This window comes from Candidatus Vicinibacter affinis (assembly GCA_016714365.1).
Classification (GTDB): Bacteria; Bacteroidota; Bacteroidia; order Chitinophagales; family Saprospiraceae; genus Vicinibacter; species Vicinibacter affinis.
The window spans coordinates 2,318,391-2,333,977 of the sequence record JADJNH010000005.1 but is presented as its reverse complement, the minus strand read 5'-3'; the positions used below and the strand labels follow the sequence as shown (position 1 = coordinate 2,333,977).

At 40.4% G+C, this 15,587-nt stretch carries 13 protein-coding genes; 4 read left to right on the top strand and 9 right to left on the bottom strand.

Translation table 11 applies throughout. The annotated features are described in order from the left end of the window. Together IPJ53_09220 and IPJ53_09215 are read left to right on the top strand one after the other, a co-directional pair. The gene (locus IPJ53_09220) at positions 1-987 is read left to right on the top strand and encodes a polyprenyl synthetase family protein (protein ID MBK7799281.1); all 987 of its coding nucleotides are present in this window, start codon (positions 1-3) and stop codon (positions 985-987) included. 49 nt (positions 988-1,036) lie between these two features. Next, on the top strand, positions 1,037-1,522 hold the full coding sequence (locus tag IPJ53_09215; protein ID MBK7799280.1) for a hypothetical protein: 486 nt from the start codon (positions 1,037-1,039) through the stop codon (positions 1,520-1,522). A 5-nt stretch (positions 1,523-1,527) separates the two neighbouring features. Here the strand turns inward: IPJ53_09215 and IPJ53_09210 are convergent, their stop codons facing one another. The 5 genes from IPJ53_09210 to recR all read right to left on the bottom strand — a co-directional run bounded on the left by IPJ53_09210 (position 1,528) and on the right by recR (position 7,388). After that, entirely contained in the window at positions 1,528-2,223 is a 696-nt protein-coding gene (locus IPJ53_09210; GenBank protein ID MBK7799279.1) for a TIGR00730 family Rossman fold protein, read from the bottom strand. Positions 2,224-2,292: 69 nt separating this feature from the next. Continuing rightward, positions 2,293-3,564 carry a sigma-54-dependent Fis family transcriptional regulator gene (locus IPJ53_09205; protein ID MBK7799278.1) on the bottom strand — a complete coding sequence of 424 codons (1,272 nt, stop codon included), beginning with the start codon at positions 3,562-3,564 and terminating at the stop codon, positions 2,293-2,295. A gap of 81 nt (positions 3,565-3,645) precedes the next feature. Then, on the bottom strand, positions 3,646-4,830 hold the full coding sequence (locus tag IPJ53_09200; protein ID MBK7799277.1) for an amidohydrolase: 1,185 nt from the start codon (positions 4,828-4,830) through the stop codon (positions 3,646-3,648). Positions 4,831-4,833: 3 nt separating this feature from the next. Continuing rightward, entirely contained in the window at positions 4,834-6,768 is a 1,935-nt protein-coding gene (locus IPJ53_09195; GenBank protein MBK7799276.1) for a glycosyltransferase, read from the bottom strand. Next, positions 6,765-7,388 carry a recombination protein RecR gene (gene recR / locus IPJ53_09190; protein ID MBK7799275.1) on the bottom strand — a complete coding sequence of 208 codons (624 nt, stop codon included), beginning with the start codon at positions 7,386-7,388 and terminating at the stop codon, positions 6,765-6,767. Before recR ends, IPJ53_09195 begins: the two co-directional genes overlap by 4 nt. A 146-nt stretch (positions 7,389-7,534) precedes the next feature. Here recR and IPJ53_09185 point away from each other — a divergent pair, with 146 nt between their 5' ends. Both IPJ53_09185 and IPJ53_09180 read left to right on the top strand, forming a co-directional pair. Continuing rightward, a complete protein-coding gene (locus IPJ53_09185) occupies positions 7,535-8,755 on the top strand; it encodes a 2-oxo acid dehydrogenase subunit E2 (protein MBK7799274.1) in 1,221 nt (406 codons plus the stop codon). A gap of 520 nt (positions 8,756-9,275) precedes the next feature. Further along, a complete protein-coding gene (locus IPJ53_09180; GenBank protein MBK7799273.1) occupies positions 9,276-9,977 on the top strand; it encodes an HNH endonuclease in 702 nt (233 codons plus the stop codon). Between the two features lie 200 nt (positions 9,978-10,177). On the opposite strand, the gene IPJ53_09175 is transcribed toward IPJ53_09180, so the two are convergent. From IPJ53_09175 to IPJ53_09160, 4 genes are all read right to left on the bottom strand, one after another. Continuing rightward, positions 10,178-11,170 (bottom strand): T9SS type A sorting domain-containing protein, encoded by a 993-nt coding sequence (locus IPJ53_09175; protein ID MBK7799272.1) that lies wholly within the window; start codon positions 11,168-11,170, stop codon positions 10,178-10,180. Further along, the gene (locus IPJ53_09170) at positions 11,160-12,173 is read right to left on the bottom strand and encodes a hypothetical protein (protein MBK7799271.1); all 1,014 of its coding nucleotides are present in this window, start codon (positions 12,171-12,173) and stop codon (positions 11,160-11,162) included. The genes IPJ53_09175 and IPJ53_09170 overlap by 11 nt, the downstream gene beginning before the upstream one ends. 49 nt (positions 12,174-12,222) lie before the next feature. After that, positions 12,223-12,879, bottom strand: coding sequence for a hypothetical protein (locus IPJ53_09165; GenBank protein MBK7799270.1), 657 nt, complete (start codon positions 12,877-12,879; stop codon positions 12,223-12,225). Between the two features lie 142 nt (positions 12,880-13,021). After that, positions 13,022-15,520: a TonB-dependent receptor gene (locus IPJ53_09160; GenBank protein ID MBK7799269.1), complete on the bottom strand. Its 2,499-nt coding sequence runs from the start codon at positions 15,518-15,520 to the stop codon at positions 13,022-13,024. Positions 15,521-15,587: the final 67 nt, after the last annotated feature.

Here is a 15,587-nt window from a genome sequence, read left to right as displayed (position 1 = left end):
ATGAGTGAAAGTACAAATTTAAAGCTGTTTCAAGAGATCGTCCACATCTATGAAAACTATTCCAGCCAGGTAGCATGGTCAGGTGCTCCAGAAGATCTTTACACACCAATCGCTTACATCATGCACCAGGAAGGCAAGAAGTTGCGCCCTGCTGCACTTTTGATGATTTACAATTTATGGAAGGATGATTTGGGCAAGGCGCTCGGTGCCGCTTACGGACTTGAGTTGTTCCATAATTTTACACTGGTACATGACGACATCATGGATGACTCTACCATACGCAGAGGGAGAGAAACCGTTTATCGCAAGTTTGGTACCAACCAGGCCATACTATCAGGAGATGCGATGTTGATTGAAGCATGTCGTCTTGTGTATCAATCTCAGTTAGAATCAGGTATCAAAGGAAATCTGGATCTTTTTTTAAAAACGGCCATGGATGTTTGTGAAGGTCAAAGTCTTGACATGAGTTTTGAGAAGATGGAGAAAGTGATATTAAGTGAATATCTTAACATGATCCGATTGAAAACTTCCGTTTTACTTGGGTGTGCTTTTCAAATGGGTGCTGAATTGGCACATCAAAGTCAGGAAGTCTGCGAAAAACTATATGAACTGGGTACAACCCTTGGTGTAGGTTTCCAAATTCACGATGATTGGCTTGATTTTTACGGAGATCAGCAACTCACCGGAAAGGTCAAAGGAGGAGACATTCTGAAGAAGAAAAAATCAGCCTTGATACTGACTGCATTGGATTCTATGGAAGAGGAAAAAAGGCAAGTTTTACTAAAAGAATATCATGAAGATCATCCCGAAAAAATTGAATTAATTGAATCCCGGTTTTCTCAACTGGGGATCAAGGAAAAAGTCAATGAAATGTATTTGGCTTATAAAAAAAGGTGTTTCGAAATGATAGAAAACCTTCCATTAAACCCTTTACAAAAATCACGGTTAAATGAATTTGTAATTTTGGTATTGGAGCGAACAAATTGACAAACACTTTTAGTTGACATCACTTATTTTTATGATACAATTCAGACTTATGCAATATTTCAAATTTTTAATATTTCTCTTGGTGACCTTCATCTCCTGTACTTCAAAAAACAGATTTGACCCCAGTCAAAACAATCCAAAAAGTTCCACCCCTAGTGAAAAACCGGTTAATCCTCAGGGCAATATCACCGATGTAGAAAGTGATGCCATCGCCTATTTTCAGGGCTTTGGTGAAGTGCCAAAATGGAGTGTTAAAATTGGCAACATCCAGAATAATATTTTTGAAGTTCAATTGAAACTTGAAGATGAAAATGATACTTACATCGGCTTGATGCAAAAAATGATAAGTGAAAATACTTCCATGCCGGGTGAATTTTTTGTCGGACAGTTAGACAATCAAGGTGTTAAAATTGATGCTCAGTTTTTTTTGGAGAGGGCTGTATGTTCAGACAGTAAGAAAGTTGAACACAATGGCAGAATAACCATGCTCAAAAATGGCAAGGAACATTACGGATGTGGAAATTTTGTCAATTGAATTGGCTATAATTCAAAAGTAGGTCTCAACCCTGTTGAACCATCACCTCCATAGAAATCGTTGATGATTTTGACGACCTGTTCCGGTTCGTCCACCAGTGGCAAATAATTTATGTCCCCGGAAGAGATGTAGCCAAACTCTTTGTCCATAACTTCTGTGATCCATGCTTTCATAGGGCTCCAAAAATCGGTACCCACCAGAATGATGGGGACTTTATTTATTTTACCGGTCTGGGTTAATGTGAGTACTTCAAATAATTCATCCATGGTTCCAAAACCACCCGGCAGTGCTATGAAGGCCTGAGAATATTTTACAAACATGACCTTCCTAACAAAGAAATAACGGTGATGAAGATTTTTATCTTTATCAATATACTGATTGGTAAACTGTTCAAAAGGCAAAGAGATATTTAAACCCACCGAAATTCCATTTTTTTCTGAGGCACCTCTATTGGCTGCTTCCATGATGCCCGGTCCTCCGCCGGTAATCACCCCAAATCCCTCTTCCGTAAGGCGATTGGCGATACTTCTGGCCAATTCATAATGCTTGTGTCCCGGCACCACTCTTGCTGAACCAAAGATGGATACACAAGGCCCCAATCTTTGCATGGTTTCAAAGCCGTCTACCAGTTCAGCCAAGACTTTAAACATGGTCCAACTGTTTTCTGCTTTCAGTTGACTCCATTGTTTCATTGATTTCATACGCTCTTTATTTAGACAAAAAAGCCTGTCTTTTGGAAGACAGGCCTAACATATTTTTAAGAGATAAAATTATATCTCAGATTTGTAAGCGGTAAATTCTTTCCGAATAAAATCATTTAACTCCTGCACGGTATCAAACTGTTCAAACAATTCCTTGAATTTGTTGTGCCTTTGGCTGGCCGGAATCACAAAATCAAGCACTTCTTTTCTGCTGATTTTCTGCTTACTTAAGATGATTAATCTTTCTACCACATTTCGCAGTTCGCGGATATTTCCGGTCCAATTGTATTTTTGCAATTCTTCAATGGCAGAATCTTCAATTCTTTTAGGTGGCATTCCGTATTCATGGCAGATATGCTCCATAAAATGTTCTGTGAGGATCGGAATATCTTCCACTCGCTCATTCAAAGAAGGTACTTCAATGATGATGACAGCCAATCTGTGATAAAGGTCTTCTCTAAATTTTCCCCTGGCAATTTCTTCACGCAAATCTTTGTTGGTTGCTGCAATTACCCTAACGTCCACTGAAATCTCCTTATCCCCTCCTACTCGGGTAATCTTGCTTTCTTGTAATGCTCTCAACACCTTGGCTTGAGCTGACAATGACATATCCCCGATTTCATCTAAAAACAAGGTGCCACCATTGGCCAATTCGAATTTGCCCAAACGCTGTTTAATGGCCGAGGTAAATGAACCTTTTTCGTGGCCAAACAATTCAGATTCAATTAATTCAGAAGGAATCGCTGCGCAATTCACTTCCACGATATTTCCTTTGGAGCGATTGCTTTTTTCATGTATCCAGCGGGCCACCAGTTCCTTTCCTGTTCCGTTCTGTCCGGTAATTAAGACCCTGGCATCTGTAGGTGCTACCAATTCTATGGTATCCCTGACCTTCATGATCGACCTGGACTCCCCTACAATTTCTTGTGTTTTAAATTTAGAAACCTTTTTTTGAAGGATCTTTTTTTCACTTATCAGGGAGGACTTGTCAATTGCATTCCTGAGTGTGATCAGGAGACGGTTCAGATCAGGTGGTTTGGAAATAAAGTCGTAGGCCCCTCTCTTTACCGCTTCAACAGCCGTATCGATGGTAGCGTGACCACTGATCATCACAATGGGCGTGTCTGCAGCCAATTGCTGAATCTTGTCCAATGCTTCCATTCCATCCATTTTGGGCATTTTTATGTCCAAAATGATGGCATCGTATTCACTTTGTTTGAGTTTTACCAGGCAATCCAAACCGTCTACGGCCTCATCTACCTGATATTTCTCCAACTCCAAAATATCGCGAAGCACCCTTCGGATACTCTGTTCATCATCAACGATTAATATTCTCGCCATTTGAATATTTTCTTAAAATGGTATAACTAGGGTCAAAGATAAAAATTTGACTAATACATTGTTACAAATTATAAAATTATTTTATGCGTATTGTAAAAAACCTATACTTAACCAGGCCATCAGACCAGAACCGGATACAATGGAGGTCTCATCTACTTTAAATTCAGGCGTATGTACATTGGAAGACGGTCCGGTCCCCAACCTGTAAAAACATGCCGGAATCTGGTGACTGTAATAGGCAAAATCTTCTGACGTTAGTCTGGGTGGTACATGAGCTATGTTTTGAGCTCCGATGTAATCAGATGCTAACTCTGCCCATTTTTCAGCTGCAGAGGCATTGTTAATCAAACACGGATAACCTTTTTCAATTCTAAGTAGATACTCTGCCCCAAAGGCAGCGCATTGCCCTTTTAACAATTCTTCTATTCTTGCCCATAGCTGATTTCTCAGATTTTCATCCATACACCGGAGCGTTCCTTCGAGTTGGATTTGATCCGGAATAATATTGGTTGCTCCACCAAGGGTATTCATCTTGCCAAAACTCAAGACCGCCGGTGCAAACGGGGCTTTTTCTTTGCTAATGAGAGATTGCGAGGCGATCAAAAAGTGTGAGGCTACCAATAATGGATCGATGCACAAGTGTGGCATGGCCGCGTGACCACCTTTACCGGTAATGGTAATGTAAATTTCATCGCAGGAGGCCATAGAATTACCCGGGCAAATACCAGCGGTTCCGGCCTCCATGTTGGGTTGAACATGTTGTCCTATGATGATGTCAGGTTTAGGATTTGACAAAACCCCTTCATTTATCAGGATGGAAGCCCCTCCGGGTAATTTCTCTTCGCCCGGCTGGAAAATAAATTTTACTGTTCCTCCCCAGGAGGATCTGGTATTGTGCAAAATATGTATAGCCCCAAGCAAACAACTCATGTGAATGTCATGTCCACAAGCGTGCATTTTACCTTCATTAACCGAAGCAAATTCAAGACCGCTTTTTTCAACAATGGGCAGCGCGTCCATGTCGGCCCGCAAAGCGATGACGCGGTGTGCAGGCAGGTCTCCGGTGATGACGCCAACGATGCCGGTGCCGGCCCAACCAGAGCTGAACTCTACTCCCCATCCGGTTAGAATCTGACTAATTTTTTCGGAGGTTCTGTGTTCTTGAAAAGACAATTCCGGATGTCTGTGTAAATCCCGTCTGATGTCGATAATTTCCGGGCCGATACTTTCTGCCCGTGATTTTATATAGTCTTTTGTGATTTTCATTTTTCAGGAATCTAATTTACTGATATTTTTCAGACAGACATCCAAATCCATCCAAACTGAATAGTACAGTGCATAATAGCTTATAATTTGATTGGAGAGATCCAATGTTTCCGCACCTTGAGAAACTGCTGTAGGAGTAAGTATTCCCGGTTTAACAATGGGAATCTTTAATTCCCTGGCTATTTGAGTGGAATACCCAACCCATGATTTTGAACCTCTCAGACAGGCCCAGACATTTAATAAAAAACGATGTTTGTTGGTTTGAAGAAAAATAAATATCCATCCAAACAACAGCAGACCCAATGAAAAGAAAATATCAAAAACTCTTTTTTGTCTTCGGGTTACTTTTTGATTTAATGGATATTGCAGATCCAGGGTATACAATTCTGCAGGATTGTTTTTGGATGGACTTCCGATCAAACCGGCACCACTTTCTGTCAGCATCTTCACTTCAATTTGTTCAGGCAAGCCAGACATGATGTTCATTATATTTTTTGAAGATGAAACGGAAGGACAGAAAATCAATTCATTCACTTTCAATTCTTTCAACAATCTGTTCCAATAGCCATGATCCGGGTTCATTTGTTGCGCATTCAATTTATTCACAATTGAATATTCCACCTTTGATGCTTTTAAAATATCTTCTACCTGATCAATTTCAGCTGATTCCCCTACTACGACCATATTTTTTTTCAGGTGACTTCCTATAGACCAGAAATTCAGTGACAGTTTGTTGAGAATTATTCTACTGAGCATTGCATAAAACAATACAAATGCAAAAGAAAACAACAAAATCATTCTGGATGAGCGCAGCGTTTCAGGTAGTAGGGAATACACCACCAAATTCAATCCAAAACCAACAATCACGCTTAGCAGGAGGTCCTTGGACTTAAATCTTTTTTCATAGACTCCTGAAAGAAAAAAAGAAATCAACCACATCCCTGTAAAAAGAGCTGCGTTGGTCCAGAAAGCCAGCGAAGAAAAATAATAAGTATTTTTAAAATAAAGGAATGACCACCCTTTTTTGATTAAAAAAATACCGCTCAGCATCACCAGCGCATCGAAAATCGGCATGCTTAAACTCACTATTAAATTGCGTATCCAGGACAATATTCCCTTCAGCAAAATTCCACATTTGATAAAAAACAAAAAGCCAAAAACATTTCCGGGTTTGAAATATTTTTTCGAAAATATCATCATGGCCTGATAAAAACTATGATAATAATTGAGATTAGATTTTTTAGTGCTTTCTCCTTTGTAATGAATGATGGAAGTGTTGGCCAGATAATAATTTTGATAACCTGCAAGCTTGATTCGATGAGACAGATCTATGTCTTCGCCGTACATAAAAAAAGCTTCATCGAATCCGCCAATTTTATTCATAATTGATTGGCGGGTAAAAAAAAATGCCCCACTTAGAATATCAATTTGATGGTCGGATTCATAATCCAGCTGACCCATGTAATACCCATTGAAAAGCCCAGATTTTGGGAACAACTTATTCAATCCCGTTAGCTTGCAAAATGAAACCCAGGTGGTAGGAAATCCTCTTTTGGATTCTGGTAGAATTTTGCCGCTGCCATCGAGCATTTTTACTCCGAGTGCGCCGGCGTCGGAATGTTCATCCATAAATTGGCAACATTTAAACAAACAGTCTTCCGACACCACTGTATCTGGGTTCAAAAAAAGAATATATTCTCCCTGAGCCTTTGCCAATGCCAAATTATTGGCTTTTGAAAACCCAAGATTAACAGGAGATTCTATCAATTTCACTGTAGGAAAAAGTGTTTTTACCATGGTGCAGGAATCGTCCACCGAGCTGTTGTCTACGACAATAACCTCCCCACTTACTCTTTGTAAGGCGACCATGACTGAACTCAGTGCATGTTCCAGAAAATGCCTTACATTGTAATTGACAATGATGACGGACAGTTTCAAACTGCAGAATTGTCTTTAATGAAATAAGGAGTCCTGGAGGCAATGGATCTGCTGAGGGTAAATTCATCTGCATATTCCAACTCAGACCCAAAAGAAATACCTCTCGCAATCAAGCTGATTTTGGTTTGTTCCGTGTCAATTTGTTTGGTGATGTAATACACCGTGGTGTCACCTTCAATGCTGGGGCGAATGGCCATGATTATTTCCTTCGGCTTTTTATCCTGTACTCTCTTAAGCAAGGGCAAGATATTTAATTTATCAGGGCCGATGCCTTCTATAGGTGAAATCAATCCACCGAGGACATGGTACAAGCCTTTGTATTGTTGTGTTTCTTCTATGGCCATGAGATCTCTTATGGATTCAATAACGCAAAAAGTGGTCTGATCTCGTGCCGGGTTGGCACAAATTTCACAAATTTCACTGTCAGAATAAGAGAAGCAGACTTTGCATACCTGCATTTTATCCACCATGTCCTGGATGGCTGATGACAATCTGTGACTTTTTGAAGCATCTTGCTGTGCCAAAAAGATGGCCAGACGAAGAGCGGTCTTTTTCCCGACTCCCGGGAGCGTGCTTAATGCCTCCACAGCATCCTGCATAAGCTTGGATGTATATTTCATACGCCTAAAATTAAGAGTTTTCCTAATATGTAAAGGTAGAATTCCATACATTTTATCACTAAACTGCCTGTGTGCGGTTAAAATGATTAAAATCCATTAATTTTGTCCAATATTGTCATTGGAAATAAACTAATAAACGGAGAAATATGGCTGATATCATCAGAATGCCCAGATTAAGTGATACGATGCAAACAGGGTTCATCAGAACCTGGCACAAGAAAGTCGGAGATTCTGTAAAGCCCGGTGATGTATTGGCGGAAGTGGAAACAGATAAAGCCACCATGGATCTTGAAGCTTTTCAGGAAGGGGTTTTATTGCACATTGCTGTTGCAGAAGGGAATGTGGATGTTGATGGAATCATCGCCATTATTGGGAAGGCAGGAGAAGATTTTGCTAGTTTGCTGAGTGGCCCGGCTAAGGCAACTGAATCTGCTCCAATTGTTGAAACCCCTGCACCGCAGGCTTCCAGCGCATCAGCACCCGTGGCAACAAGTGTTTCTGGTGAACCTCAAAGGATAAAAGCATCTCCATTGGCAAAGTCTATAGCCAAGGAGACCGGCGTGGATTTAGCCGCTGTAAAAGGTACCGGAGAAAACGGAAGAATAGTTAAAAAAGATATAGAAAGTTCCATTGCAGCGCCTGTGAAAAGCAAACCGGCTACACCTGCTTTCATTACTTATGAATCAAAGGGCGATCGTGAAGTTTTGGTCAGTCAAATGCGTAAAACCATTGCGACCAGACTGGCTGAAAGTAAATTCTCTGCCCCGCATTTTTATCTTAAGACAGAGATCGACATGGATCAATGTGTAGAGGCTCGGAATCAAATCAATAAACTGGCAACTACTAAGATATCTTTTAATGATTTTATTATCAAAGCCGTTGCAGCAGCGGTCAGACAGAATCCGGGCGTAAACGTCTCGTGGTATGGCGACAAGATGGTCTTCCACAATGACATACACATTGGAGTTGCAGTGGCCATCGAAGACGGGTTGGTCGTTCCTGTAATCAGAAACACCGATCAAAAGAGTCTCAGTGCCATTAATGCAGAAGTTGCAGACAAAGCAGCACGTGCCAAAGAAAGAAAATTGGGACTGGATGAAATGCAGGGCAATACCTTCACTATTTCCAATTTGGGCATGTTTGACATAGAGGATTTCACCGCGATTATCAATCCACCGGATGCCTGCATCCTTGCAGTGGGATCTATAGCCAAGAAACCTGCTGTAAAAGGAGATCAGATTGTAATCTCACACCGAATGAAGGTGTGTTTGTCCTGCGATCACCGTGCGGTAGATGGGGCCACCGGCGCCAAGTTTCTCCAAAGCCTAAAGGCGTTTTTGGAACAACCGGTAAATATGATACTTTAGTAATCCGTAAGAGTATATTACGAAAACGACACCAAATATCACTAAGGACACTTTTGTAGAAATCCTACAAGATAAAGACCTTGTGCAACCTGACGACCTTCTCATATTTCAAACTCTTTATGGACTCGACAAGCAAGAAGCATCCGCTACTGACCTTGCAAGAATTATAGGTTGGTCTGACAAACACGGGGTTGTTGGAAAAATTGTTGGACTTGGAAAACGCATCCTTAAAAAACGGTACATTGAACAAACAGTGCGTGAAGACGGGACAAGAAAACTTTGGGACTTCTTTTTTACAGGTTATTATAAAGGGACATTTTTCATTTATCAACTCAAACCAGAATTAAAAGAAGCATTAGAAGAATGTGGGTTGACGGAAAACATAAAGCCAATTGTAATTCAAAATTCTTATCTCTTTGTTTGGAATCCTAACAAATGGAGCCAATGGACAGACCCAAAAAATGAGCCATACATTGAAAAAAACATTGAAGAACTCAAAAACACTGGAAAAGTGACTTTAATGTGGAGTTGCCGGAGTCACAAAAGTATTCGACCTGGCGACAGAGCATTTTTTGCAAGAGTTGGTTCTACACCAAGAGGAATTTTCGCATCTGGGAAAGTTGTTTCTGAACCTTTTCTTTCGCAACATTGGAGCGGTGAATACAAAGACGTTCCAAGAGTATTAATTGAGTTCGACACATTACTAAATCCCGAAAAAGAGCCAATTCTAACAGTCGAGAATCTCGACAAAGGAAATTTATCAAAGCAAACTTGGACACCACAATCTTCAGGAATTACAATTAGACCCGAAGCCGTTGACGAACTTGAAGAAGAATGGTTTGAGTTTTTAAGTACACAGAATATTCGTTGCAGCCCATTTTCAGAAACAACTGACACAACAATTACCTTTGTTGAAGGTTCTGCATCACAAGTTATGCAGACACGATACGAACGAAATATTTATGCAAGAAAGGAATGCATAAGACATTATGGTTATTCTTGTTCAGTTTGTGACTTCAACTTTGAAAAATTTTATGGTAGTTTAGGTTACAAATTTATTCACGTTCATCATTTGACACAAGTAGCGACAATCAAACAAGAATATAAAGTTGATCCAATTCAAGACTTGCGACCTGTTTGTCCAAACTGTCATTCAATGTTGCATAAACAAAATCCACCATTGACAATTGACGAACTAAAAGACATAATAAAAAGTAGTTAATAATCTACACGAACAAAGATTATCTATTGCTATGAGGTGTTTGTCAAACAGTAGTTTCAGCTTCTTAAATAGAAACTAAGTGCTTCGAATCAGATGTGCGTTTGCAAGTGTTTGTGGTGCTTCGATATCAAATTCTTCGCCAAACGACAGAGCGGTAATTCCGAAAAATGAAATAGGTCAATTATTTTCTGAAGAGATGGTCACGGTACTAAAAACCTCTCTGTTATTCCCATGTATTGAGCCAGGTACAATCCACTTTTGAGATTCAGGTCATAAGTGTTGGAGCCTTTATTTGGCAGCATTGATTCTATGAGTTTGCCATTTAGATCATAGATTCTGAGGGGACTCCCATTTTCGTTCATTATTTCAACCAGTAGTTTTTGTTGAAAGTAGCTGAGGTTAAAGTCAAATGATTTTTCAGTATTTGAAGGATGGTCGATACCCGTAACATTGCATTGATTGTTCAGAACCCATTGATAGGCCGAGGAAAGAATTTGATTTCGCCTTGGAAAATCAATGGTGTGCCCGATGCCCGCCATTAGGGTATCTTCCAGACAAGCTGACGATTTAGCAAATGTCTGGAGGGCCGGATAATATCTTGTTTGGGGAATGTCCTGGGAACCATGTATGATGTAGATGTTTTTAAAAAGGGCATTCACTGCAAGGTTTTTAATTTCAGCGTCCCCATTGATGGCTGCGCCAATGGGAATAAGCCCTTTGAATTTTTCAGGATGGCTGAGACCGTAAGTATAAGTCGTCAATCCTCCCCAGGAAAATCCCATCGCTACCAATAAGTCTTTTCTGAAAGGATACCAAAGACTCACTGAATCCAGCAATGCGGAGGCAAAGGTGGTATCCTCTTCATCGTTTACTCTTCCATCCAACCCACCGTCCGGACAAATGAGCAACAATCCATTTTGTTCTGCAAAAACTATTAGCGTATCGCGCCAAGATCTGGAATCCCATCTCGCAGTATTCAAAGCATGAAAGGCCAACACTGCATTTCCGCCCGGTTTAAAGCCTGAAGCGAGGTAGAGCGAATACTTCTGAGGTGCCGCTCCGTTCAATGAAAAACTGCCATCAATTTTTTGTTGGGCAATAAGCCCGGGTAAAAACACCAGGCCTAAAAGCAAAACAATTAATTGTGAAAGACGCTCAATGAATGTTGATTTCAGAAATGGCTTATTTTTCATTGAAAAAATCATCGTAAGGGTTTTTATTTTCCAATTCATCGCGTTCCGGTCTCGGACTGTCCAGGATGAGTGGTTTGTCTCCTGACACCAAAACTTCTTTTTCCTTTCCCAGTATTTTTGAAACTCCTTGTGTTTCCCATTTCTCCAACATTTTCAGCCCTTCTTCCTCAAACACGCCATTTTGTAGATCTACAGAAGACATAAAATTCTCGGACAATTCCATGAATTGTTCCATCTCCCCTACTTTCATGCTGACGTCGTCTGCCATGGCTTCCAATGCTTCATCAAACAAGGCTCTTTGATCTTTATCACCTGTGATGACACTCATGGCCGAACGCATCGCAGAATGGCTGGCGTGAATGGCTATTCTTTCCTGTTCCTTCAATTTCACCTGGTCAGAAATATCTTCGGCCATAATTTCTGAGGTCTCATACATCCTGTTCAAAACCTTGTACAGAATTTCCATTTTTCTGTACAAATCGTCAAGCTTTATGTTGGATTCCTTGAGTCTGCCGGCCTGACGTGTCTTCAAGACCATAACTGATTCTTGATTGGTCTTTTGGGCTTGTGCCGCCTGATCAAGACTGGAGGTGATTTGCTTTTTGTTGTTGTGAATTTGCTCCCTGAGAATATGCATTTGGGACCTGAGTTTAGTGATCTGCATGTTCATCTTCCCAAGGTTGTCCCGGAGGTCTTCCACATAAGATTTTAAAATCCCTATCGGGTCAATTTTTACAAAAATGCTGGTGATCCACCTCATGGCACTTTTGTACATGTACCAGGTCAGGTTGCGGGTTTTTGGATCCAAAATCATGTAGATGATGGCACCTAAGACCAACAACATACCAGACAGGTAAAGCAGATTAGAAGTAAGGCTGATCAATACCGGTAGGAATTGATAAAGCAGATAACCTCCACCCAATATCAATCCGCCCAATACCAGCCCTCCTGTAACGCCTTCAGGCCTGTTCCAGAAATTTTTCTTTGGTGAATTTAGGTTCATCATACTCTTTGCGCTTTGTAATGTTTGGTTAGGATTTTTGAGGGCATGATTATTTCAGATAGGTTTCCATTTTTTGAATGTCTGTTCTGATCTCCTCAACTATGTTTTGGTAGCTCGCTTTAAAATTGGCTTTGTTTGCTTCAACCTTCTGGCTCACATGCCCAAGTTCTTCCTGCAAATTGGTCAATCTCGTTTTATCCGCTTCCAGTTTAGCTTTCAACTCATCAATTTGCTGAGTAATTTTTTGCACTTGGTCCTGCAGTTGGGTTTCCTCAGATTTTTTGGAGGAAAGCTGTTGATTGAGGTAATTGTTGGCCGATTGGTTAAAATTGGTCTCTTCAACTTCCAGTAAGGTCAGGTACTTATTCGCCGAACTGATCAGACTCTCATGACTTACATTCATGGATTGGGCAGCTGCAAAGGCCGTTTTGTATTGGGTGGCCTCGTCCATGGTGTGCAGCTTGGCAATGGATTGAACTGCTTTGCGGTATTCAAAATAATCAAAACCCGGCAAGTTGTTTTTCTCCAGCACGCCGGCCAAAATCTCTAAAAACTTTTCGTTGGGCTGGCCTGTAACTTCGACTTTAGATTGCTCAGAAGTATTTGATGAGGAAGCAGACGAAGAATTAGCTTGATCCATCTGTGAGGAGGATGCGTTTTCGTCCGGAACAATAAAAATCGATTTGATTTTGTCTAAAATAGGCATAATTACTTTTCAGTCAATATTATCAGCAGAAAGTACAAATTTGCGTTGAAAAAATGAATTCTGAGTGTCCGGCTTAAAAATAAATGGCTTTCATTAAAATAAAGTAAATCTGGATACCCAAAAACTGTTGACTCGTTGGCTATTAACGTCCACCGGAAGAACCCATTCCTCCCCCATCGCCATCACCTTGCTTGAGGTCATCATTGAGTGCCCCTTTCTTTTTCTTCTTTTGTGGTGCCCCAAATTCCATTTTGCCAAACCGATATTCTACACTGGCTCTTACACCCCAACCTTCGATGCGGTTTTTGGAAGAAAAGCTAAATTCAGGTGACTCGAAATCGGAATTGATGTTCATCCATTGGTGAAAAATATTATCCACTCCAAAGCTGACAGCCCCTTTCTTTTTCCAAAGTTCTTTGCGGGCGCCAATGTTGTACACAAACCAGGTGGCTTGTTTTCCCTGCGTGGTCAATTTTGGAGAATTGTAAAATCCAAAAACAGTGATGCCCCAGGTAGGTGTGATGTTGATGTTTCCAAAAATATTCATATTGAAGTTGACCGCATCGTTGCGGACATCTGTAAATCGCTCACTGGAAATTTTCTGATAAAATACATTCACGGTAGAATTCAAAATTATCTTTCCCAATTTCATTAAACCACCATTGATGCTTAGGCCACTTGAATAACCGGTTGAGAGGTTGTTGTAGGTTGCATTGGTCACACCAAGGGAATCAACAAAACGATAATTGTCTATCAGGTCTGTAGTAGTCTTGTGATAAACATTGATGTTGATGCTGTTGAAATTTTTGGAATAGCCCCAGGTTGCTTCATAGGAATCTGTTAATTCCGGTGACAATTCAGGATTACCGTAAGAAATATTTGTCGGGTCATTGAAGTTTACGTAAGGATTCAGGAAGAACATTCCCGGCCTTTGAATTCTTCGTGAATACGAAATTTTTGCGGTTGAAAATTTTGATAAATTGTACGATATCAAACCGGATGGAATCCAACTTGCATAATTATTGCTGAAACCACTTTCGCCAATTTCGTTTCCATCGATAAAAGTATGTTCATATCTCAAACCAGCACGTCCTGTGATGTCTTTGGTGATCGGAAAAGTAATCTGACCATAACCAGCTGCTACATCCTGTGCGTAATTAAAAAAATTATTTCTTCTGGAATCTCGGATCAATTGATTGTTCGTAAAATTTAAAGTGTCGTAATAAATATCGCTGGTGACATCTCGCAAAATAGTCTTCGCACCTGTTTCCAAATTAATTTTTTTGGTGATGGGATGAATGTAATCAGCTGCAAAAATCAATTCCTTGTTGTTGCTGTTGTTGGGTCCGACTTCCCGGAAATTCAGTAAATTAAATTGATTGAACTGATCCGTTTCATAATCACTTTGTCTGTTGCTGATGGAATACTGAGCAGATGCGCTGAATTCGCGATCAGATTCTTTGTTAAATGTTTTCTTATAATCCAAATTAATGTCACTGCCTATGGTGTGGTTGTAAATGTCACTTACTCTTCTGAATCCGAATGGCAGCACCTCACTTTCTCCCCCCTGAAAAGTGCTCAGATCATTGTCATTCGTGAAAAGATTCAAGGGCACTCTAAGAGAAAGGGTGAGATTATTTTTATCATTGATGTCATAGTCCATTCCACCTTGCAGAAAAAATCCTCCACCGAGGTTGGAAGATTTTCCTTCTTGTTTAAGAAACAAAGTATCGGCTGCAAAAATATTTTCTCTGGTATTTAAAGTAGTTCCCCTACCACGCCATAAGTGTCCACCAAAATTACCATTGAATCCAATTTTTCCGGTTCGGATGGATAAATTGGAACCTAAGAAACTGCTTCTGGTTCCGGCACTTGCATTAAATCCTCCGGACACACCCTGGATTTTTTTGGATTTGGTGACAATGTTGATGATACCGGCGGTGCCTTCTGCATCGTACTTTGCGCCCGGTTGAGTGATGACTTCTACTTTTTGGATGACATCCGCAGGGATCATTTTAAGTGCATCCTTGACAGAAGAAGCCATGATGGAAGAAGGTTTTCCATTGATTAGCATGGTAATGTTGGAAGATCCTCTCAGGGATACATTTCCTTCGAGATCTACGGTAAGCAAGGGAGTTTTGCGCAACACATCCGCTGCATTACCTCCACGTGATGTTATATCCCGTTCAGCATTGTAGACCAATCGGTCGATTTTGTTTTCTACCAATTCCTTTTGGCCTGTAACGGTAACTTCCTCTAATTGCAAAGTACTTGGCTGCAACATAATTTTACCAAGATTGTACTCTGTCAGGTCTTTATTTATTTTATAAACTCCAATGGTGCGGCTGTGGTATCCGAGAAAAGAAATGATCAGTTCATACTTGGCATTTTTCAATTCCTTGAACTTAAATACACCATCTTCTTGTGTCAATAGCCCATCCACTTCTTTGTGTTCAAGCGCTTCTCTTAAAACCACATTGGCATAGCCAACAGGTTGTTTGGTTACTGAATCCAAAATGACCCCTGAGATTTTACCTACTCCGGGAATGGCTTTGGCAGCCATTGGATTGCCAAATTGTGCGGACAATAAAAAATGAGAAAGGAAAAATATGGATGTCAAAAAAGACTTAAAAAAATGCATAGACTTGGATTAAGATACAGAACAACAGCAAACCTAAACACTTGGTTCTGTTTGCATTCAAGATATC

Bases quoted from the DNA above. Each gene is read 5' to 3' on its own strand.
- IPJ53_09220 (MBK7799281.1), top strand. From the start codon at position 1: ATGAGTGAAAGTACAAATTTAAAGCTGTTTCAAGAGATCGTCCACATC.
- IPJ53_09215 (MBK7799280.1), top strand. From the start codon at position 1,037: ATGCAATATTTCAAATTTTTAATATTTCTCTTGGTGACCTTCATCTCC.
- IPJ53_09210 (MBK7799279.1), bottom strand. From the start codon at position 2,223: ATGAAATCAATGAAACAATGGAGTCAACTGAAAGCAGAAAACAGTTGG.
- IPJ53_09205 (MBK7799278.1), bottom strand. From the start codon at position 3,564: ATGGCGAGAATATTAATCGTTGATGATGAACAGAGTATCCGAAGGGTG.
- IPJ53_09200 (MBK7799277.1), bottom strand. From the start codon at position 4,830: ATGAAAATCACAAAAGACTATATAAAATCACGGGCAGAAAGTATCGGC.
- recR (MBK7799275.1), bottom strand. From the start codon at position 7,388: ATGAAATATACATCCAAGCTTATGCAGGATGCTGTGGAGGCATTAAGC.
- IPJ53_09185 (MBK7799274.1), top strand. From the start codon at position 7,535: ATGGCTGATATCATCAGAATGCCCAGATTAAGTGATACGATGCAAACA.
- IPJ53_09180 (MBK7799273.1), top strand. From the start codon at position 9,276: ATGTGGAGTTGCCGGAGTCACAAAAGTATTCGACCTGGCGACAGAGCA.
- IPJ53_09175 (MBK7799272.1), bottom strand. From the start codon at position 11,170: ATGAAAAATAAGCCATTTCTGAAATCAACATTCATTGAGCGTCTTTCA.
- IPJ53_09170 (MBK7799271.1), bottom strand. From the start codon at position 12,173: ATGAACCTAAATTCACCAAAGAAAAATTTCTGGAACAGGCCTGAAGGC.
- IPJ53_09165 (MBK7799270.1), bottom strand. From the start codon at position 12,879: ATGCCTATTTTAGACAAAATCAAATCGATTTTTATTGTTCCGGACGAA.
- IPJ53_09160 (MBK7799269.1), bottom strand. From the start codon at position 15,520: ATGCATTTTTTTAAGTCTTTTTTGACATCCATATTTTTCCTTTCTCAT.